The 21,345-nt window shown below is 34.6% G+C and carries 17 protein-coding genes; 9 read left to right on the top strand and 8 right to left on the bottom strand.

Annotation, left to right across the window (positions count from 1 at the left end; genetic code table 11):
- Positions 1-3: 3 nt before the first annotated feature.
- The 3 genes from AA088_RS06130 to AA088_RS06120 are packed head-to-tail and all read right to left on the bottom strand — an operon-like array spanning position 4 to position 4,100.
- A complete protein-coding gene (locus AA088_RS06130) occupies positions 4-1,374 on the bottom strand; it encodes a hypothetical protein (RefSeq protein ID WP_046744046.1) in 1,371 nt (456 codons plus the stop codon).
- Complete coding sequence (locus AA088_RS06125; RefSeq protein WP_046744045.1) at positions 1,375-2,643, bottom strand: choice-of-anchor B family protein; 1,269 nt, start codon at positions 2,641-2,643, stop codon at positions 1,375-1,377.
- Between the two features lie 29 nt (positions 2,644-2,672).
- Positions 2,673-4,100, bottom strand: a complete 1,428-nt coding sequence (locus tag AA088_RS06120; protein WP_046744175.1) for a choice-of-anchor B family protein — start codon at positions 4,098-4,100, stop codon at positions 2,673-2,675.
- Between the two features lie 90 nt (positions 4,101-4,190).
- On the opposite strand from AA088_RS06120, the gene thiL reads away from it, so the two are divergent.
- Positions 4,191-5,237: a thiamine-phosphate kinase gene (thiL, locus tag AA088_RS06115; RefSeq protein WP_046744044.1), complete on the top strand. Its 1,047-nt coding sequence runs from the start codon at positions 4,191-4,193 to the stop codon at positions 5,235-5,237.
- A 12-nt stretch (positions 5,238-5,249) separates the two neighbouring features.
- Here thiL and AA088_RS06110 read toward each other — a convergent pair whose 3' ends face one another.
- Positions 5,250-5,546: a hypothetical protein gene (locus AA088_RS06110; protein ID WP_241483388.1), complete on the bottom strand. Its 297-nt coding sequence runs from the start codon at positions 5,544-5,546 to the stop codon at positions 5,250-5,252.
- A 175-nt stretch (positions 5,547-5,721) separates the two neighbouring features.
- Positions 5,722-6,504: an alpha/beta fold hydrolase gene (locus tag AA088_RS06105; RefSeq protein ID WP_046744043.1), complete on the bottom strand. Its 783-nt coding sequence runs from the start codon at positions 6,502-6,504 to the stop codon at positions 5,722-5,724.
- A 48-nt stretch (positions 6,505-6,552) separates the two neighbouring features.
- Between AA088_RS06105 and AA088_RS06100 the strand changes: the two genes are divergently transcribed.
- The 6 genes from AA088_RS06100 (at position 6,553) to AA088_RS06070 (ending at position 11,955) form a co-directional block, all read left to right on the top strand.
- Positions 6,553-7,125, top strand: a complete 573-nt coding sequence (locus tag AA088_RS06100) for a hypothetical protein (protein WP_156168438.1) — start codon at positions 6,553-6,555, stop codon at positions 7,123-7,125.
- The gene (gene brnQ / locus AA088_RS06095; protein ID WP_046744041.1) at positions 7,112-8,407 is read left to right on the top strand and encodes a branched-chain amino acid transport system II carrier protein; all 1,296 of its coding nucleotides are present in this window, start codon (positions 7,112-7,114) and stop codon (positions 8,405-8,407) included. The genes AA088_RS06100 and brnQ overlap by 14 nt, the downstream gene beginning before the upstream one ends.
- A gap of 153 nt (positions 8,408-8,560) precedes the next feature.
- Entirely contained in the window at positions 8,561-9,532 is a 972-nt protein-coding gene (locus tag AA088_RS17570; RefSeq protein WP_156168436.1) for a helix-turn-helix transcriptional regulator, read from the top strand.
- Between the two features lie 26 nt (positions 9,533-9,558).
- A complete protein-coding gene (locus AA088_RS06080; RefSeq protein ID WP_046744040.1) occupies positions 9,559-10,404 on the top strand; it encodes a helix-turn-helix domain-containing protein in 846 nt (281 codons plus the stop codon).
- A 489-nt stretch (positions 10,405-10,893) separates the two neighbouring features.
- A complete protein-coding gene (locus AA088_RS06075; protein ID WP_046744039.1) occupies positions 10,894-11,451 on the top strand; it encodes a carboxymuconolactone decarboxylase family protein in 558 nt (185 codons plus the stop codon).
- Positions 11,452-11,574: 123 nt separating this feature from the next.
- Entirely contained in the window at positions 11,575-11,955 is a 381-nt protein-coding gene (locus AA088_RS06070) for a plastocyanin/azurin family copper-binding protein (RefSeq protein WP_046744038.1), read from the top strand.
- Between the two features lie 100 nt (positions 11,956-12,055).
- Here AA088_RS06070 and AA088_RS06065 read toward each other — a convergent pair whose 3' ends face one another.
- From AA088_RS06065 to AA088_RS06055, 3 genes are all read right to left on the bottom strand, one after another.
- Complete coding sequence (locus AA088_RS06065) at positions 12,056-13,348, bottom strand: aminopeptidase P family protein (RefSeq protein WP_046744037.1); 1,293 nt, start codon at positions 13,346-13,348, stop codon at positions 12,056-12,058.
- Positions 13,349-13,474: 126 nt separating this feature from the next.
- Complete coding sequence (locus tag AA088_RS06060) at positions 13,475-16,936, bottom strand: T9SS type A sorting domain-containing protein (protein WP_046744036.1); 3,462 nt, start codon at positions 16,934-16,936, stop codon at positions 13,475-13,477.
- A 136-nt stretch (positions 16,937-17,072) separates the two neighbouring features.
- Entirely contained in the window at positions 17,073-17,654 is a 582-nt protein-coding gene (locus tag AA088_RS06055) for a Crp/Fnr family transcriptional regulator (RefSeq protein WP_046744035.1), read from the bottom strand.
- A gap of 143 nt (positions 17,655-17,797) precedes the next feature.
- On the opposite strand from AA088_RS06055, the gene AA088_RS06050 reads away from it, so the two are divergent.
- Positions 17,798-20,650, top strand: coding sequence for a VPS10 domain-containing protein (locus tag AA088_RS06050; RefSeq protein ID WP_046744034.1), 2,853 nt, complete (start codon positions 17,798-17,800; stop codon positions 20,648-20,650).
- A gap of 178 nt (positions 20,651-20,828) precedes the next feature.
- Entirely contained in the window at positions 20,829-21,326 is a 498-nt protein-coding gene (locus AA088_RS06045; RefSeq protein ID WP_046744033.1) for a nuclear transport factor 2 family protein, read from the top strand.
- Positions 21,327-21,345 lie beyond the last annotated feature (19 nt).

Here is a 21,345-nt window from a genome sequence, read left to right as displayed (position 1 = left end):
TTTTTATTTTATTTGGATAAGTAGCGCGTCTTTAACACCTTTGTTTTGCACAATATCTCCATTTGTACTTTGTGTACTTCCAATTACAACTAATTTTTGATTATTTGTTTCGGTAACTCCAAACGCAATATCTAATTGTGAACCTCCAAAATTTTTCTCCCAAAGAAGTGTGCCATCATTTCCTATTTTAATTACCCAAAAATCGTTTTGCCCATAATTGGTTTCTACATCAGTATCATCACTTTTTGAGCTACCTACAATAGCAAATCCGCCATTTTGCAAAGGAGTAATTGCTCTTGCTGAATCAAAGTCGCTTCCTCCAAAGGTTCGCTCCCACATAAGAGATCCATCGGTATCATTGATTTTAATAACCCAGAAATCAGCCGATCCTTTTAAGTTTGAAATATCACCATCAGCACTTCTTGTATCACCTACTACAATATAATTTCCATCTTCAGTATGGGTAATATCATATCCAATATCAATTCCAGAGCCACCATACGATTGCTGCCAAATCATGTCGCCGTTAGGAGCCAATTTGACAACCCAAAAGTCATAGCTTCCTTTACTGTTTGTAATGTCAAAATCAGTACTTTCTGAAGAACCTGCAAGGATAAAATGATGATTTGAGGTTTCTAATACTGCATAGGACCTATCGTTATTAGTGCCGCCAAAATAACGACTCCAAATAATTGTTCCATTAGCATCTAATTTATGACACCAAAATTCGCCAACTCCATGTTCAGGGTTTTCAAAAGCTCCAATACTAGTAGATCTTCCGAAGTTTCCTTGTCCGCCAGATGCGGTAATATCTAAAAAACCTGTTGTAAGATACCCGCCATCGTTGGTTTGAATAATGTCAAAAGCTTGATCACTTCCTGAATAGCCAATGCTTTTTTCCCATTGAATATTTCCACTAGCATCCAGTTTTACAATCCATTGGTCATAAAAACCATTATTGCTCGACACATCTTCATCAGCACTTCTACTATAACCAGTAATGATAAAACCTCCATCATTGGTTGTTTTGATAGCTTCTCCACGATCATCTGCAGAACCACCATATGTTTTACTCCAAAGAATAGAACCATTTGCGTCTAACCGTGTTACCCAATAATCATTTTGTTCGGTTACGTGATCAGAAATATCACCATCGATACTTTTGGTATACCCAATAATTGCCAATCCGCCATCTGAAGTATGAGTTATATCTTGCGCATTGTCTTCCTGAGTTCCTCCAATTGTTTTAATCCAGTCAATTTGGCCTAAAAAAACGGAAGGTTCAGGATGGGGAGTTACAGTATTATTATCATCAGACGAACAAGCGATGAACAATGATAATAAACTTAGAAGGTATGTGTATTTTTTTAGCATTTATTGTTCGTTATTTTTTCGAATGATAAAAAGACCTGAGTTGATGTCACTTATGATAATGTTTCCACTTTCAAAATAAGGATATACGTTCCATGCACCACTAAAGACAGCTTCATTATTTGCAGGGAAAGTATCAAAAAAACCTTGTTCTTGCATTTGATTCCCATTAATTTGAGCGATATCGATTACACGTACTCCAGCAGAATAATTTGCTAAGAAAAATTGATTCCCTTTGGTGTAACCATTATGATCAATTGCTTCGGTTGGCCCTGTATATGTCATGTGTACTACAGGGTTGTCCAAATCTTGAAGGTCAAAAACTACTGTTCGTGAATTGAACCCAAAATTTAATTCGTCTAATTCGTCTCCTAATATAAAATAGCGTTGATTTTCTGTAAACCAACCTTGATGCGTATAGCCAATATTTGTGTAGGTAATTGTAGATAACTGAATTGGGTTTGCTTTGTCGGAAATATCAATAATAATTACTTCGTTTGCATTACTGCCGATGAGCAATTCTTTTCCAGCATGTTCTGTATCGGGACCATTATAAGTAATAACTTGTGCATCATGTGAGTACGCATCGTCTGCATATCCGCCAGCAGCTACTGGGTTGGTAGGGTTTTGAATATTTACAAAATGAGGTCCACCATTAAATGAAAATGTAGAATCGTCCAATGTCATTGCTCCTACAGCATACGCATAGCCACTTTGTTCGTTAATTACAATATTATGAGCACTACCAAAACCATCATACCAAGCATCTGTAGTGAATATTTGCGGAGCATTATCACTATTTCGTAACCGTGTCAAATCAAACACTTGCATTCCGTGACCAGGAGCTTCACTTACAATGAATGCATAGTTATTGTATACTTTTACATCTCTCCAATTACTAGCTACAGTTTGGGTTGGTAAGTACCCAAGATAAATAGGAGATGTAGGGTTCGTAATATCAACAAATGCAGTATTTTCATCAGTGCATATAAGTGCATACTCTTTTCCGGTTTGGGAATCTGTCCATCCCCATGAATCACTTCCTCTTACAGCTCCAAATGTACTTAAAGGCAAATGTTTCATTAAATCATAACCATTGCAAGGATACAAACCTGCCATACCATTTTCACAAATAATAGCATTAGGAAAGGCAATTGAGTTTGGAATCTCTCCAGATATTGGAGATGTAGGTGTCGAATGATCATCAGAGGAACATCCATACAGAAATAGGGTTGTTATAAAGGCGTATTGAATGTATTTGAAAGTTTTCATGTAAATGAATTTTAAAGCAAATTATTTCGCTAATTCACTATTAGTTTTTGAGACGACGATTCATTTATTTTAATAATGTATAAGCCTTCCGGAAAATTTGCAACAGGCAATTGGAATTGATCATCGTGTAATGCTTCATAAGAAACTATCTTTTTTCCAAGCATGTCAAACACCTCTATTTTTTTTATTTTTTGATTATTGCTTGCAGAAATGAGCGTGTTATTAGACGCAGGATTCGGAATCATAGAAAATTCCGTTATTGTTTGTTCTTTAGTTGTTAACGTATTACTTTCTCTTATAACGAATAATCCTCTATCAATATCACTTACAATGATATTTCCGCTAGCAAAATAGGGGTATACACTCCACGCTCCAAAAAATGTTGTATTGTTGTTTTCGGGATGCGTATCAAAAAAACCGATTTCTGTTACATTAGAAGGGTTGCTAATGTCTAAGATACGTAATCCTGCGGTATAATTAGCTTGGTATAGTTTATTTCCATGTGTATAGTAATTATGATCAATTGCATTGGAGTTTCCTAAGAAAGTCGTTACAAAACTCGGGTTGTCCAAATCAGAGAAGTCAAAAACAAGCCCTCGTGTGGCATATCCAAAATCAATTTCGTCTGTTTCATCGCCTAAAAAGAAGTAACGTTGGTCGTCTGATAACCAACCTTGATGCGTATAACCTACATCTACATAATCAATACTAGAGAGTCTTGTTACAGAGGCTTTGTTTGTTACATCAAGAATAACGATTTCATTTTCATTACTAGCAATCATAATCTCCTTTCCTGTATGTTGTGTATCTGGACCATTGTAAGTAACAATTTGTGCGTCGTGAGTGTAACCGTCTGTAGCATAACCGCCAACTGTAACAGGATTGGCGGGATTGGAAAGATCTACAAAATGAGGTCCGCCACTATATGTGTTGCAGCCTAATAAGTAAGCAAAGCCAGTGCTTTCATTAATTGCAATATTATGACAACTTCCTACATCTGTTAATACGTTATCAGGAACAAAAGTTTGCGGTGGGTTGTTTACATTTCGTAGTCGTGTCAAGTCAAACACTTGCATTCCGTGGTTTCCAACAATGTCAGCCACAATATAAGCGTGATTATTGTAAACTTTGATATCTCTCCAAAAATTTACTCCTGCATTTGTAGGGATATTTCCTAGGTAGATTGGATTTACAGGGTCGGTCACATCAACAAAACAAGTTTTATCTTCAAATGTTATCAAAGCATATTCTTTGTTGGTAGTGGAATCTGTCCATCCCCAAATGTCACTTCCGTCTTCATTACTGAGTGTAGATTTTGGTATGTTTGAAAGTAAATCATATCCATTGCATGGAAAAGCTCCAGCAAAACCATTTGTACACGGAGTTACTTGAGCAAAGGAAAGGGAATTACAATAAAGCGCAAGAACAAAGAGTAGGTTTCGTGCAATACGTGTCATTTTTTTGGCTAATTTTGCGTTTTTAAGTGATCGAGGCTTTAAAAACAGTGGAACAAAATACAATTTTAACGTAATAAATACTAGTGGAACATGTTAAAAGATAAGAATGAAGAACGTACATCTTTAGCGAGTTTAGGAGAATTTGGTTTAATCGATCATTTGACAGCAAATTTTAAAATCACACAGAATTCTACAATCAAAGGAATTGGAGATGACGCTGCTGTTTTAGATTTTAAATCTAATAAAGTAGTTGTTTCTACCGATTTGTTAGTGGAAGGTGTTCATTTTGATTTGAGTTACATGCCTTTAAAACACTTAGGTTATAAAGCGATTATAGTAAACTTGTCTGATATTTATGCTATGAACGCTACGGCTACACAAGTAACGGTTTCAATTGCAGTTTCCAATCGTTTTCCTCTAGAAGCTTTAGAAGAATTGTATGCAGGAATTCAATTAGCAGCTAAAATTTATAATGTAGATGTGGTTGGAGGAGATACTACTTCTTCCACAAAAGGATTGTTGATTAGTGTTACAGCTATTGGTGAAGTTGCTGAAGAAAAGATTACATATCGAAATGGAGCCAAAGAAAATGACTTGTTGGTTGTTACGGGTGATATTGGTGGCGCATATTTAGGGTTGAAAGTATTACAACGTGAAAAATCTGTATTTGAAGTAAACCCAAATAATCAACCTGATTTGGATATGTATTCATACATTATAGAGCGTCAGTTAAAACCAGAGGCTCGAAAAGATATTCCATTATTATTGAAAGAATTGGAAGTACAACCTACTTCTATGATTGACATAAGTGATGGGTTGTCATCTGAAATTATGCATTTATGCAAGCAATCTGGCGTTGGTTGTAATTTATTTGAAGAAAAAATTCCATTAGATCCGCAAGTTATTTCAACATGTGAAGAATTTGAACTTGACAGTACAACCATTGCGTTGAGTGGTGGTGAAGATTACGAATTATTGTTTACAATTCGTCAAGAAGATTATCCAAAAATTAAAGCAAATCCTAACCTTACGGTAATAGGTCATATGACAGAAGCCAACGAAGGCATACACTTAATTACGAGAGCTAATACCAAGATAGCCTTAAAAGCGCAAGGTTGGAATGCGATGAACGAATAATACATACAGAGATTACGAGTTTAAAAAAGCATGATTCTTTTTTTGGTGTAACAATGTAAGAGTTTCATTAATGTCTCGTAGTTGAGGTGTAAGTTGTGTTAATTTCCCTTTATCATCATTTGTGGCTTCACAATTGCAAAGCATACATTGATATTCATTGATGTGAGAAGTGATTTTTTTGGTTATTCGGTAGCGATGTCCGAAAAAGTTACAATAAATTTTTCCTAAAGAAAAAGTAGTTTTTATGCTCATATCTTCCATTAGAATAAGTAGGTTAAGTAAGTTTTTTTGGTTAGTTCGAATATACATAAACTCAGTCATTTATCCGATGAAGCGACTGGTTTTTTAGATGAACGACACAGTTTTAAAAGTTTAACGGTATGTTAAAAAATAAATTCTTTCTATTAAAATTGTAAAATCTTATCAATAAAAAAGTATTTTCTTACTAAAGAGTGTTTTTGTGCTTATCTGATAGGAAAAAAAGTTAATTTTTGATGAAATCTTTTAAAGAAATCAGTAAGTCTTCTTTATGTTCTATGTGACTCATATGACCATCTGAAAAAATACGCACGTCTACAGATGAATTTTCTGTTTGTTCTAAAAGGTGCTCGTAATTTAAAATAGGATCTCGTTTTCCTATAATCATCATCTTTTTATACGGAGTAAAATGCAACAGAACTTCTCTGTCTTCTCTAATTTTCATGCCTTCCAAAGCAGCAACAATTCCTTGAGGAGAAGTTGTAAGCGCTTCTTTTTTAATTTCTTTTATAGTTTTGGCGAAAATTTTCCGGTTCTTTGGTCTAAATAAATTTGAAATTGCCAAACGTATGAATTGTTTGTGATTGTATTTGACAGCTGCGATGGCACGATCTCTATTTCTTTTACGTTCTTCGCTATCGGCTCGTGATGTAGAATTTATCAAACATAATCCCTTTACATAATCAGGAAACATTTCGGCAAAAGCCAACGCTACATAACCACCCATAGAATGACCTGCAATGTATATTTTACGCAAACGTAATTCTTTTATCACAGCAAACACCGTTTCTGCCATTTCTTCCATCGTATGAATATATCCTATACAGGCAGTATTTCCATGTCCTAACAAATCGATGGTTATGATTTTATGAGTTTTGGAAAGTTGTTTCACAAACGGTTCCCACATAGTACTAGTTTCCAAAAAACCGTGTAGTAATACTAGTGCGTTTCCATTTCCAGAAACGGAATATGCAATTTCACTATTTTTATAATTCACAAACTGTTGCATCTGGCAAAAATATGTATCTTTCGTTAGTTGTAAAACCTCAAGGTCAAAATGTTTATACGAACTTTTTCAACACTCTCAGTCACAGCCGAAAAAAGGCTGTTCGTCCTAACAATAGCTTCTTTTTTGTTGGCAGCTAGCTGTATGATACATTTTGATGAGCCGTTAAAAAGTGAAATTACTCCTTTGGGAATTGTTTCTTTCGAATTGGCAAAAACACCCGAAAAAGCATTACAAATCTTAACGCTTTGGCAAACAACTGAAAATGCAATATTATCGGCAGAGTGGAGTTTGTGGTTTGATTATATTTTTATTATCACGTATGCATTACTGCTGAGTTTAATTATTGGTCATACTCAAAAAAAGTGTTGGAAATCGCAAGATGGCTTGGGGTTTCGATTAGGAACTATTATGATTCGTATGGTAATACTAGCAGCTTTTTTAGATATGGTTGAAAATGCGGCTTTACTTTTATTGTATTATGGAGATGTGAAATCGCTTTGGACGCATTTGGCATTTGCAGCAGCAACTATAAAATTTATACACCTCATGCTAGCTATTATATATATTATTGTAAGCTGGTTAGTGATTGGTTTTAAAAAAACAATTTATGTCAAAAAATAAAGAGTTATTAATTACCGCTTTTGCGTTATTTTCCATGTTTTTTGGTGCTGGTAACTTATTATTGCCGCCACTTTTAGGATATCAAGCAACAACTCAATGGACTTGGGTTACTCTTGGTTTTATGATTACGGCAGTAATCATTCCTATATTTGGAATTTTGGCTCATGCACGGTTGCAGGGTTCTATATATGATTTTGGAAAAAAAGTATCTCCAATTTTTAGCACAACGTTCTGTATTATAATTTATATAATTGCGATTGCAATTCCTTCTCCCAGAACTGCTGCTGCAACACATGAAATTTCAATATACCCTAATTTTGGAACAAGCGCATTGGTAACTAGTAGTATTTACTTTGCTTTGGTGTTGGTTTTTGTGTTGAATCGTTCGAAAATTTTAAATTTATTAGGGAAGTTTTTAACTCCATTAATTGTAATGATTTTATTATTGATTATTGGAATAGGACTTGCTATGCCACATGAAGCTGTTACATCTTCTTCGATGGATACATTCCCTTTGTTTGTAGGACTATTAGAAGGATACCAAACCTTTGATGCTATTGGTGCTATTGTTATTGGTGGCGTAATCATTATTTCTTTAAACTTAAAAGGACATCATTCATATGAAGCAAAGAAACGACTCATTGCTCAGTCGGGTTGGATAGCTGGTTTCGGTCTTTTTGCTATCTATGCGGGATTAATTTTATTGGGCTCTTATTTTACAAATGAAATCCAAATTGATATGAATATGAGTGGCGATATGAAGCGCGCTACTTTGCTAAGAGGTATCAGTCTTGCTACATTAGGAAATATTGGAACTGCATTTTTAAGTGTATTGGTCGCTTTGGCATGTTTTACAACGGCTGTTGGAATAGTAACAGGAACTTCCGATTACGTTAAGCAACTGTGTAGAGGTTCGCAAAAAGCATACATTTTTACAGCAATTATTGCTTGTTTTATAGGAGTAATAGTTGGACAGCTGGACTTTCATAATATCATTATGATTGCAATACCTGTATTAAAATTTATTTACCCGATAGCTATAATTTTAATCTTTTTAAATATTGTATCACAAAAATTTGCAACACCATTTGTATACAGAGCAGTTGTTTTAGTCACATTTCTCTTTGGTTTGGCTGATGCTATCACATTCTTTTACCCTGAAAACTATTGGTTGCTTACTTTTAGAGAAGCCATTCCGTTGGGAGTATATGATTTTGGTTGGGTATTACCTGCGTTAACAACATTTTTGTTGGTTGGTTTTTTTCAAAAAAATGAAGCATGATTGTGTAAGTAGTTTAAAAGTAAATTAGATACATGATATCTATGTTAAAAATCAGTCATCGTAGTAATAGCAAGCAAATGGCGGGTAAAAAGCGCGCTATTTTTTATTGAACTTTAAAATCCTGTACTAGTTTTGATGAAAAATGTATATACCATGAAACAGCCAAAATTAGGACAAAAGATTGCAGCTTTACGCAAAGAAAAGGGACTTACCCAAGAAGAATTAATAGAACGTTGTAATGTAAGTATTCGAACCATTCAACGGATAGAAGCTGGAGAAGTAACACCACGAAGTTACACACTCAAAGCGATTTTTGAAGCATTGGATTATAATTTAGAGATAGAACAACAAGAAAAACGTGTGTTCGAAGAATCATGTGAGATACGAGCAAATTGGTTTCAAGAGCCTAAAAGTTGGATGATGTACGCTTGGGTTTTTGTAATGACTTCGGCATTATTTATTTTACAGCTAATCTTTAAAGATGCTTTCAACATAGAGTATTATTTTTTTATGGCAATGCTTTTAGGAGTACAACTTGTTTTTGTAGGGAATTCATACTCTAGCAAAAATAGAGGGAAGTATAATGTAGAAAACGCTCCGATTACTATTGAATTTAATGGTGCTAAAGTACTAGGGTATTTGTTGCTTGCTCTATCAACAGAATTTTATTTAATCTTCATCGTATTCAATTATCAAATAAATACTATAACATCTGTATTTGTCTCTATTTTTTTTGGGCTAATAATGATATTTCCTATGTACTTTATGTTAAAACATGTTTATCCATATTTAAATAAGTTTTTAGGAAAGAAGATAGGATTGGTAATATCGGATGAAGGACTGATGGATAATTCCATGTTTGTTACAAATACAATAATTCCTTGGAAAGACATTGAGCGTGTAGAAGTTGCAGAATCTACGTTTGGCTATAAATGGGTTGTTCCGATCCTGAAAAACCCAGAAATATTTATAAATCAGCAAAACAACCACTTTAAAAAAGCTATTGCCAAAGCAAATTATCGTAAATATGGTTCGCCGCTTAAATTATATACAACAACTTTACATATAACACCAAGTGAGCTATATAAAATAGTATGTTTAAGGATTCAAAATAATTACGACTAAGCCTGTAATACAATTTATTTTTACACATGGCTGTTCAAGATATTACTCATTATACGTACCAAAATACCTTCTCGTTAAGTGTTGTACAATTTGAAAAAGCCTGCGTGGTTAACAAACCCGAACAAGTGGATTCATATACGATTTATTGGATTAAAGAAGGAAAAGGAACGTATCATATCGATTTTGAAGAATATTCTTTTGATGGAACTATCATTTTCTTTTTATCACCAGGGCAAGTCTTTTCAGTAAGTTCAGAAAAAATTAAAGAAGCCTATAAATTATCATTTAAGCGTGATTTTTATTGTATTCAAACTCACGATCAAGAAATATCTTGTAATGGTGTATTATTTAATAATGTGTATGACATGCCTTTTGTTATTCCTAAGGCAAAAGATATACAGCGTATGAGCTTGTTGGTGGAAGATCTCATTGAAGAATTTAATAATACAGATTCGGGACAATACGATATGTTGCAAAGTTATCTGAAGCAGTTTATCATTCATTCAGTGCGAATTAAAAAAGATGACTTTGTTGTTAAAGAAGAAGCAGAAACAAAGTTATATAAAGACTTTAGTGTGTTGGTTGAACAAAATTTTAAAGAATTACATTCCGTTTCTGCCTATGCAAAACGTTTAGGAATGTCACCTAAATCTATCACTAAACATTTTCAAAAATTAGGCACTAATACACCAAGTGATTTCATTAAAAACAGAATCATTCTCGAAGCCAAACGTCAATTATTATATACTGAACAATCTGTAAAGGAAATCGCTTTCGAACTTGGATTTAATGATCCAGCCTACTTTTCACGCTTTTTTACCAAAGCCACTCAGCAATCACCACTTACATTTAAAGCAGATTATAAAAAGTAGAATTTTAAAACACTTTTGGTGTTAACAAAGTTCATACTTTAATACTTGTTGGGTACATTATTTCACGATTAACTTCCAAAGGTTACTTTCTTCACAAGTATCATGATTTTACAAAAAAGTATCATTCTATACTGAGTATAGTATGCATTGATATGAATCAATCGCTTGCTATAATCAGTATGTAATTAGGTGTTAAATTGTTCAAAGTAGATGTGTGAAAAGGGTCTAATTATCTCTTTGTGTAATCAAAAACCTATTTGTCCAATAGGAAGGAACTTTTGTCCATTTCTTGGCCTGTATTTCTGCTGCATCTTTGTACTGTTCAAAAAAAACAAACAGATACATTAAAAATTATGAAACATACAAAACAAACAGCTTGCCCAAATTGTTGGGGCTACCAAGAATACGACGAACAGCTTTCAGGAGAACAATTCTGCGGAAGTGAAAATTAAAATGATAAAAAAATAAAAATTTAAAGATTTAGAAATTATGAGTACACGAATTGAAACATTAAACCCAGAAACAACAACAGGAACATCAAAAGAATTATTTAATGCAGTACAAAACAAATTAGGATTCATTCCTAATTTAATTAAAGTATTTGGAAACTCTCCAGCTACATTAAAAAGCTATTTAAGCTTAGGAGAATTAACTGCAAGCGGAAACTTTAGTAATAAATTTAGAGAGCAATTAGCACTTGCTATTGCAGAAGAAAATAGTTGTAATTATTGCTTATCAGCACATACAGCTATTGGAAAAATGAATGGCTTGACAGAAGAGCAAACCGAAGCAAGTCGTCAAGGACTCGCAAATGATGCAAAAGTACAAGCAGGATTACAATTTGCTCAAAGTGTTACTAAAAATAGAGGAAATGTAACTGGAGAAGAAATTGCAGCAGTAAAAGCTGTTGGATATACTGATGGTGATATTTTAGAGATTGTATTAAATGTGGTATCCAATACTTTGACAAACTATGTAAACCATATTGCAGAAACAGAAATTGACTTTCCAACTGTAGAAGCAGGAAAATTTGCTGTCGCACAATAGTAAATACTATTGATTCAACTTCATATTTAAAAATTGAGAACTTCTTGATTCTTTCAAAAAAAATCAAGAGTTCTATAGTAAAACAACTAATTATATAGACATTAATTTTAAAGAGAAATTACAATGAAAAAAGTACTTGCCATGTTAGTATTATTCGTAGGGTTTTCAATCTCTGCGAACGCACAACACAAAATGATGAAGAAAGATGTGAAAACGGTTTCTTTAGAGCAAACGAAAGGAGAGTTTACACAAAAATCAATTACACTTTCACCAGGAACATACGTATTTGAGATTGCAAACACCAATGTAGGGCACGATGTAGGATTCGTATTAGCACCAAAAGGGAAAACAGATGCAGCTCATCATATACAAAATGCTTATGTAACTGAAGTGGTAAAAAATAATACAACAGGACACTCAAAAGAAGTTACACTTGCCAAAGGAGAATATGTGTACTTCTGTCCACTCAATCCGACACCTCAATATACATTAATCGTTGAGTAATGTCTTTGTTTTTTTCATGATTAATAAGTGAAAAAGCACGCTGAAAAGCGTGCTTTTTTTATGCTTAAAATTTATAAAGAGTTTGACTTTTTACACTTCTTTATTTGTTCATCAACTCCTCAATTTCGTCTGCTTCAATAGGAATATTGCGCATTAAGTTGAATGGTTCTCCACTTTCCTGTATTACAACATCATCTTCCAAGCGAATTCCAAAGCCTTCTTCAGGAAGATAAATCCCAGGCTCTACTGTAAATACCATATTGGCTTGCATTGGTTCCGTTAATATTCCATAATCGTGAGTATCAAGTCCGATATGGTGTGAGGTTCCATGCATAAAATACTTTTTGTATGCTGGCCATTCAGGATCTTCGTTTTGAATATCAGCTTTGTCTAACAATCCTAAACCTAATAGTTCAGAAGTCATAATTTTACCGACCTCAACATGATAATCTGCCCAAATGGTTCCTGGAACAAGCATTTTAGTAGCTTCATTTTTTACACGATTAACAGCGTTATATACGGCTTTTTGTCGTTCTGTAAATCGCCCTGAAACAGGAATTGTACGTGTCATATCACTTGCATAGTTAGCGTATTCAGCACCAACATCCAAAAGAATCAACTCACCAGCTTTACACTGTTGATTGTTTTCAATGTAATGTAAAACATTGGCATTATTTCCAGAGGCAACAATAGGAGTGTAAGCAAATTTTTTAGAGCGATTTCGTAAAAACTCGTGAATGAGTTCTGCTTCAATCTCATATTCCCAAACTCCTGGTTTTACAAAATTGAGCAATCTGCGAAATCCTTTTTCGGTAATGTCGCATGCTTTTTGCATCAAATCGAGTTCAATCGAATCTTTTACAGAACGTAAACGTTGTAAAATTGGATTGCTTTTCGCTACGCTATGCGCTGGGTATTTATCTTTTAACCATTTTGTAAAGCGATCTTCGCGAGTTTCCGTTTCTACATTGGCACGGTAATGTTCATTGGTGTTGATGTAAACCGTATTGCATTGTGTCATAATCTCAAACATAATCTTTTCAAGATCTTGCAACCAGTATACGGTTTTGATTCCTGACGTTTGAAAAGCCGCTTCTTTTGTTAATTTTTCGCCTTCCCAAATTGCAATATGCTCATTAGTTTCTTTCAAAAATAGAATCTCACGATGTTTTTCTTTGGGAGCATCAGGGAATAATACCAGAATACTTTCTTCTTGATCTACTCCGCTGAGGTAAAAAATATCTCTGTGTTGCTCAAAAGGCATCGTACTATCTGCACTAATTGGATAAATATCGTTTGAATTAAAAATAGCCAAACTACTAGACTTCATCTGTGCCATGAAGTTTTTTCTATTCTTGATGAATAAGTTGCGATCTATTGGGTGGTATTTCATAAATATGTCTTTTTAAATTGATTTCTTTCAAAAATACGCAAACAAAAAAAGGAGCATGTAGCCAAATGGCGGGTTTTTTATTGTAACGATATTTTTGTTTTATCAGTTTGAAGATGAGTGGTTAAATTAATATACAATTAATTTTCCTTTTACTATTTTGTTTTGTGTTCGAATATTATATAAGTAAATGCCAGCACTTAAATTCCATTGATTGGTAGGAATGGCTTTGTTGGTTTGAGTAAAAATTGTGCCAATTACCTTTCCTTGAATGGTATACAGTGAGAATGTAATGTCTTCGTTTTTAGAGCTTTTTGCAAAAACGGTATTGCCACTTTTTACTGGGTTTGGAAAGAAAGTAAGAGTGTTGTTGTTTACTTCAGAAACACTAAGGGTACTTCCTAAGTTGATGTTATCAACATATAATGCTTGTCCATAATTATTCACATTTCGAAACTTCACCTGAACATTTTCATTGCCAATATAAGCTGAAAGGTCAATACTTTCTTGTCGCCATTGTGTAGCTGTTGGTTCAAATTGTGCTGTTGTATTAGGTGCGGTTGCTAAAGTACTTCCAAACTTGCTATACTCAGAAGTCCACGTCATACCACAATCTGTAGAAACATACACTTCCAATCCGTCAGCATATGCACTAGAGTACAACGCGTATGCTACATCGAAGGTAAGTATTGCATCACCTGCATTCGTGCTCAACATATTTAAAGGTGCAATAATGTCGCAGTAAGTTCCTTGTTGTGCAATTACATAATTATTTACGAACATAGAATTGGTGCTCTGTCCAAATCCGCCCACGGTATTTTGGTATGTCCAAGCATAATTTCCAGTAGCTTCTTGTGTCCAACCATCAGGGACGAATGCTACTTCAAAATCTTCCTCCAATGCAGTATTGGTCAAAGCTTCCATGGTAATTGTGATGCTATCACTTGAAGAAATACCGGCATCATTTGTAACTGTGAGAGTTACTAAATGTGTTCCAGCAGTTGTAAAGCTTACTTGCGGATTACGCAAGGAAGAGGCGGTGATGTTGCCATTCTCAAATGTCCATGACCAGGTAGCATTTGTATGATTCAGCATCGAATAATCATCAAAATAGAAAATATCACCAGCACATGTAGCTTTCAATTTATCAACCATGATTTTAGCTACTGGACGTGCGGGTGTTTCAAATAAATTGCTTTCCCAAATACCTTTTCCATAACTTGCTAAACGAATTTTTCCATCTCTGTAAAAAGGTCGTAAATCGTTTGCTCCTATTGTTGTTGGTAAATTTGCATTGTCTAGTGTCCATGAAGACATCGTATTATTTTTATAATATACGGACATGCTTGTTCCCACATACACACCACCATCAGTACCACCAATAGTGGTCAATACTTGTATATTTTGTCCATCCAATTCGCTAGACGTTTCGTTATTCCAAGTAGAACCACCATCTATACTTTTGTATATTTTAGTGCCGTTGCCACCACGCGGAAATGCGAGCCAAATTGTTTGATCGTTTTCAGGATCCAAACTAATTAAAGCCAAAGTTGTATTTATATTTGGAAGTGTTACGATTGAATTGGTAGCCCAATTGTCAATAGTTTTTACGATATACGCACTGCCAGAATTTGGGCGAACCACGATGTACATCGTATCTGGATTGCTACGAGAAATTTCAATACCCAACACTTCACTATTCGCTGGAGCTGTATAAATAGCGTCAAACGTAGCACCTGCATCTTCACTTTTAAACAGTTGGTTTGCATTACCTGTGTATACATAATTATAACAACTTGGGTGAAATTCCATTTCGGATGATTGTGCAAACCAAGGTGACTCATTTGGAGCAATTCCTAAAGATGCGTTTAAAACCGCTCCGCTTAAGGTTGTCGGAATGAAACGGCTTCCAATATTGGTAGAATAAATTTGTTCTGTACCTGGGTTTACATAGCCAGACGCAGGTTCGCCACCGCCAAGATCTAAAAAGCTTCCAAACGGAAAACCCTCTGCGTATACATCTACACCATTATGAAATGTTCCACCAACAAGTAAGTCACGATTCCAACCAGAACCAAATCCCCAAAAATCCGTTCCGTGTACACCATTCATTTTAAACTCAGGTTGCGTCGCAAATAAATCGTTTGACTTGAACATACCACCATCGGTTGTTGCCCAATATTCATTGCCAAATGCACTAAACTGCTGCATGTCAACGTGCATTGGATTGTAATTGCCACAACCGTAATTATAAATACATGTAAATGTTTGTCCGCCATCATTAGACTTCCACATACCTATACCACCAACTAATACTTCGTTAGCATTAGAGTTGGATGCCATTGCGGCACAATTATAAAATCCTTGATTAAAACCAGTGGCTGATGTGTCAGAATTTAACAAGTTAGGATGTGTTGCTGTGTATGGTGCGCCATCGTAACCCATGGTATTTGTCCACGAAACACCGGCATCGTCACTCCGATATACGCCAATAAAACCATTATCACCTGCTTTTGAATTACCAATTAAAAATGCATATACACGGTTAGGATTGGCATCACTCACTGCAATTTTAGCGCCAACAACATTTCGATTTGAGTCAGTTGAAGTATACCAACCGGCAGTTTGTGCAATCCATACAATTCCTCCATCGGTTGATTTTAAAAATTGATGTGTATTGGTAGCTGTATTTCTTCGTATAACATATAAAGTTGATGGGTTTCCAGGTTGCGCTTTAATATCATAAGTTTCATTTGCCACAACTCGTATCCAATTATTCCCGCCGTCGGTAGATCTGTGAACACCTGCTTTTCCAGCTAGCAATATAATATCTGGATTGGTTGGATTGATGAAAATCTCTGCTGGGTTTTCAATGTAATCAGATAAGGCAATATTACTGTCAAAAACTACCGACCATGAAGCGCCACCATTGGTGGTTTTAAAAACTTCGCTTCCCGATCCTGCATATACGATATCTGGATTGGTAGGGTGCACTGCAATAGCGCGTACGCCAGCATTTGCAATTACCGCTTGTGGAGCTAATGTAGTAACTAGTGTTTTAGATGCATTTATCCAATTGTTACCTCCATCGGTAGTTTTGTAAATTTCACCTGATTCTGTGCCACAATATAAGGTGTTTGGAACGTTTAAGCATTTGTCAATACAATATACGTTGGTTTGTGCACCACTTAATGTAGTGCCACCTTCACGATAGCTTTCAAAAGGCCCGATAACCGACCAGTTTCCTGTTTCTGAGTTTGAATGTTGAGAACGTTGAAGTTTTTCAGTAGCAACTATGGCTTGCAATTTCTTGGTATAATCGTAAAACCCTTCCTCATTTAAGTATGGGTTAATCGCTCTACGCCATCTTTTATAATACTGTGTGTGAAATGTTTTCTCATACGGATGCGTCTCGTAATAGGTTCGATATAAATAATCAACAGTATTTACATTTGGGTTTTCACTATACATTAGTTTTGCCCATGAAGGAGCTTCTTTAAATAGTTGATTTGAAATTTCTACTTTGGGAGATTGTTGCCCATAATTAACGACTGCATGAAGCAATACGAACAAGAATAGTAATTTTTTCATAGCGTAACTTGTCTAATCTAACAATAAAATCGAGGCAAAAAAGGTAAAGTTCGAAGGTGTGTTTTATTCTGAACTTGTTGTAAAAATATAAAATTACCTCAATTTAATAAGGTCAAGGTCAATTAATTATCGTATTTTATTTAATTGATTTTCGAATTCGACTCATATGGCGTGAAGAAATTCCAAGGAAAGAAGCTAAATAGTGCAATGGAACTTCTCTCAATAATTTTGGATCGTTGATAAGTAGTTTTTTGTAACGCTCTTCAGGTGTTAAAGTCAACAAGTCAATTCGATAATCGTCAATTCGATAAATCTGATTTTCAATTAAATTGTGATAAAAACGCTCAAAAGCATGATTTGTATTCAATAAATATAGAAAGTCTTTTTGATTGATTACAAACAAGTCGCAATTGCTAATCGCTTTGATGTTTTTTCGTGAAGGAATTTGATGCATAAAACTTTTTAAAGCAGCTGTAACAGAATTTTTTAATGCTAGATATGTAGTTTTTTCTTCTCCTTCAATTAAAATATTGTGTTGTAATATGCCGCTTTCAATAAAACAAAAATAGGGGCAGATTTTTCCTTCTTCTACAAAAAGTTGATTTTTTTGTAAGCGTTTATGATGAAACATATTCAAGATGGTATCAACTTGATTATTCAAGGAATCATCGTTGAGAGTGTCTTTAATATACGCTTCAAAATTGGCTTTAGAAATCATTGAATTGACTATAGAATATTCGCTAAAGTACGGACTTTGTTGTTTAAAAAAAGGCTCTTTCTTTAACTATTGTTAAAAAAACAGTCAAAATTTTGCCAAGTTTACAACATTGAGTAATTTCCATCACTAAATCAAACCAACCCATGAAACCTAATATTTTTCTATCCGTATTATCTCTATTATTTATACAAGTTAGTTTTTCGCAAAGTACTCCAACTACAGCAGAAAAAGTACAAAAAGCTCTTGAAGAAAAGACAAAACTCACCCAAAATTCAACCGTAAAAAATATCGAATTTACCAATATTGGTCCTACTATTATGAGTGGTCGTGTGGTTGATTTGGCTGTAAATCCTAATAATCCAATAGAGTTTTATGTAGCCTATGCTTCTGGTGGATTATGGTACACAAAAAATAACGGAACTACATTTGAACCTATCATGGATGCTGCTCCTACACAAAATATTGGAGATATTGCTGTCGACTGGAACTCTAGAACCATTTGGGTAGGAACAGGAGAAAATAATTCATCACGTTCATCTTATGCGGGAATTGGTATTTTGAAAAGTACAGATCAAGGAAAGAGTTGGCAAAATATGGGCTTGTTTGATTCACACCATATTAGCCGAATACTTGTTAATCCTACCAATTCAAATGAAGTCGTAGTAGCGGTTTTAGGTCATTTATATTCTCCTAATTCTGAACGAGGAATTTTTAAAACTACCGATGGAGGAAAAACTTGGAACAAAACATTGTTTGTGAATGAAGAAACAGGAATAGTTGATTTGGCTGTTTCACCAACTAACTTTAAAGTGCAATATGCCTCTTCATGGGAACGCGATCGTAAAGCTTGGAACTTTGTGGGGAATGGAGTGAATTCAGCCATATACAAAAGTACAGATGCGGGAAGTACTTGGACAAAAGTAAGTGAAAAAGTAGGTTTCCCTGAAGGTGATGGTGTAGGGCGTATCGGATTGGCAGTATATGATGATGATACTGTGTATGCGTTTCACGATAGTCAATTTAGACGTGAAAAAGAGAAAAAAGAAAAAAGTGATTCTAAAGCATTGACAAAAGAAGATTTTAAAACCATGTCATCGGAAAAATTCTTAAATCTTTCGGATAAAGAATTAAATACATACTTAAAAACAAACGGTTTTCAGGAAAAATACAGAGCAGAAAATGTAAAACAACTGGTAAGAAGTAACACGATACAACCTGAAGATTTAGCAAAATATCTGGAAGATGCCAATTCACTATTATTTGACACACCAGTAATTGGAGCTCAAATTTTCAAAACAACCAATGGAGGGAAATCATGGGAGAAAACGCATGAAGATTATTTAGATGATGTTGTATATTCTTATGGCTATTACTTTGGAATGATTCGTGTCAATCCAAAAAATGAAAAAGAGCTATACATTGCAGGTGTGCCAATTTTGCGTTCACAAGATGGAGGAAAAACATTCAAATCAGTGAATGGAGAAAATGTTCACGTAGATCATCATGCACTTTGGGTAAACCCAACCAATCCTAATCATATTATTAATGGAAATGATGGAGGAGTAAATATCTCTTATGATAAAGGAGAAAACTGGATTAAGTGTAATACGCCAGCTGTGGGACAATTTTACGCAATTTATGCTGATCAGCAAGAGCCTTATAAAGTTTATGGAGGTTTGCAAGATAACGGTGTTTGGGTAGGGCCAAACAGTTATAAAGCTTCTGTAAAGTGGCATGAAGAAGGGCAGTATCCGTATGAGCGACTCATGGGAGGTGATGGAATGCAAGTTGAAGTTGATGTGCGTAACCCAAATATTGTATATACAGGATATCAATTTGGAAATTATTTTAGAATCAATCGTGAAACAGGTTTGCGTCAGTACATTCAACCGAAACATGAATTAGGCGAATCTCCTTATCGATTCAATTGGCAAACACCTATTCATCTCTCAATTCACAATCAAGATATTCTCTATTTAGGAGGAAACAAACTGCATCGTTCTCTCAATAAAGGTGACGAATGGGAAACCATTTCAGGCGATCTTACACAAGGAGGAAAAAAAGGAAACGTTGCATATGGAACGTTAACTAGTATTTCAGAATCGCCTTTCCAATTCGGATTAATTTATGTAGGAAGTGACGATGGACTCGTACATATTACAAAAAATGGAGGTAGCGATTGGCAGAAAATTTCAAATACATTCCCAAAAGATCTTTGGGTTTCACGTGTAATTGCTTCTGCGCACAAAAAAGAACGTGTATATGTTACATTAAACGGGTATCGTTGGGATGACTTTACCACTTATGTATACCTGTCTGATGACTACGGACAAACGTGGAAAAATATTGGCAATGAAATTCCTGCGTCACCAGTAAACGTAATAAAAGAAGATCCAACCAATGAAAATGTATTATATATAGGGACGGACAATGGAGCGTATGCTTCGTTAGATATGGGAAAAACATGGCAACCATTTCATAAGGGATTGCCAAACGTAGCTGTACACGATATTGTGATTCAAAAGAAAGCAAAAGACCTATTGTTAGGAACTCACGGACGTTCTATTTACAAAGCAAATATTGCGGTATTGCAACAACTAGACGCAACAATTGCAGCCAAAGATATACACGTTTTTGATACAACAAGTGAGCGCTATCGTTCATTTTGGGGATCAACTTGGAGTAAATGGATGGAGCCAAACGTTCCAAAAAAAGAACTATACTTTTATACTAAAAATAAAGGGAAAATTACAATAAAAGTTTTGGCAGATGATATAGAAATGAATACATACGAACTTAAAGCAGATGCAGGATTTAATGCGTGGAACTATGATTTAAGTGTTACTGAAAAAGGACGTAAAAAATATCTCAAAACTAACAAAGATGTAGATATCTCTAAAAAGAAAAATGGAGCCTATTATCTTCCAAAAGGAACCTATACAATTGAAGTTTCTGGTAATGGAGGAAAAGATACAACCAAGTTGGTAATTGAGTAGTCTTTTTTGGAGTTTATAAATTGGTTGAAAAGTTTACTCTTCTATCCAATAATATATGACAAAAACAAACGTACACTAAACGGAGTCGAAGTGTGCGTTTTTTGTTTTTAATAATGTAGTATGTGTAACATTTTTAGAAAATAGTTGTCTTTTCTAATATCATCAATCAAAAACAACCATGAAACTAAAACATTTATTTTTACTCGCAATTGTTATTTGTGCAACTTCTTGTATTTCCATTAGAACAAAGTCTAAACGTGTAGACGACCCAAAAGAAGTATATGTTCCTGTAAATCAGCAACTCTATACTACCATTATGAACTTGGATAAACAGTTTTTTGATGCTTACAACTCTTGTGATTTGGAAACTCAGGATAAACTTATTTCGGAAGATTTAGAATTTTACCATGATAAAGGCGGACTAGCAACTTCTAAAGCACAAATTATGGAAGCAATGAAAAATAATATTTGTGGCAAAGTTACACGTACACTTATAGAAGGCAGCGTTGAAGTTTACCCAATTGAAGGCTATGGAGCAGTACAAATAGGGGAGCATAAATTTTTTAATAATCAAGAGCCTACGGCTATATCTATTCCTAGCAAGTTTGTTACTATTTGGAAAAATGACAATGGGAACTGGCAAATGACACGTATTATCAGCACGCATAAAAGTTAAGCAGGTAAGAGTTGTTAGC

This window comes from Kordia zhangzhouensis, assembly GCF_001005305.1.
Taxonomy (GTDB): Bacteria; Bacteroidota; Bacteroidia; order Flavobacteriales; family Flavobacteriaceae; genus Kordia; species Kordia zhangzhouensis.
Note: the sequence above shows the minus strand (reverse complement) of the source record. Positions and strands in the feature narration are given on the sequence as shown.

Excerpts from the sequence above, each read along its gene's own strand:
- AA088_RS06130 (WP_046744046.1), bottom strand. The coding sequence starts at position 1,374 with ATGCTAAAAAAATACACATACCTTCTAAGTTTATTATCATTGTTCATC.
- AA088_RS06125 (WP_046744045.1), bottom strand. The coding sequence starts at position 2,643 with ATGAAAACTTTCAAATACATTCAATACGCCTTTATAACAACCCTATTT.
- AA088_RS06120 (WP_046744175.1), bottom strand. The coding sequence starts at position 4,100 with ATGACACGTATTGCACGAAACCTACTCTTTGTTCTTGCGCTTTATTGT.
- thiL (WP_046744044.1), top strand. The coding sequence starts at position 4,191 with ATGTTAAAAGATAAGAATGAAGAACGTACATCTTTAGCGAGTTTAGGA.
- AA088_RS06110 (WP_241483388.1), bottom strand. The coding sequence starts at position 5,546 with ATGTATATTCGAACTAACCAAAAAAACTTACTTAACCTACTTATTCTA.
- AA088_RS06105 (WP_046744043.1), bottom strand. The coding sequence starts at position 6,504 with ATGCAACAGTTTGTGAATTATAAAAATAGTGAAATTGCATATTCCGTT.
- AA088_RS06100 (WP_156168438.1), top strand. The coding sequence starts at position 6,553 with ATGTTTATACGAACTTTTTCAACACTCTCAGTCACAGCCGAAAAAAGG.
- brnQ (WP_046744041.1), top strand. The coding sequence starts at position 7,112 with ATGTCAAAAAATAAAGAGTTATTAATTACCGCTTTTGCGTTATTTTCC.
- AA088_RS17570 (WP_156168436.1), top strand. The coding sequence starts at position 8,561 with ATGAAACAGCCAAAATTAGGACAAAAGATTGCAGCTTTACGCAAAGAA.
- AA088_RS06080 (WP_046744040.1), top strand. The coding sequence starts at position 9,559 with ATGGCTGTTCAAGATATTACTCATTATACGTACCAAAATACCTTCTCG.
- AA088_RS06075 (WP_046744039.1), top strand. The coding sequence starts at position 10,894 with ATGAGTACACGAATTGAAACATTAAACCCAGAAACAACAACAGGAACA.
- AA088_RS06070 (WP_046744038.1), top strand. The coding sequence starts at position 11,575 with ATGAAAAAAGTACTTGCCATGTTAGTATTATTCGTAGGGTTTTCAATC.
- AA088_RS06065 (WP_046744037.1), bottom strand. The coding sequence starts at position 13,348 with ATGAAATACCACCCAATAGATCGCAACTTATTCATCAAGAATAGAAAA.
- AA088_RS06060 (WP_046744036.1), bottom strand. The coding sequence starts at position 16,936 with ATGAAAAAATTACTATTCTTGTTCGTATTGCTTCATGCAGTCGTTAAT.
- AA088_RS06055 (WP_046744035.1), bottom strand. The coding sequence starts at position 17,654 with ATGATTTCTAAAGCCAATTTTGAAGCGTATATTAAAGACACTCTCAAC.
- AA088_RS06050 (WP_046744034.1), top strand. The coding sequence starts at position 17,798 with ATGAAACCTAATATTTTTCTATCCGTATTATCTCTATTATTTATACAA.
- AA088_RS06045 (WP_046744033.1), top strand. The coding sequence starts at position 20,829 with ATGAAACTAAAACATTTATTTTTACTCGCAATTGTTATTTGTGCAACT.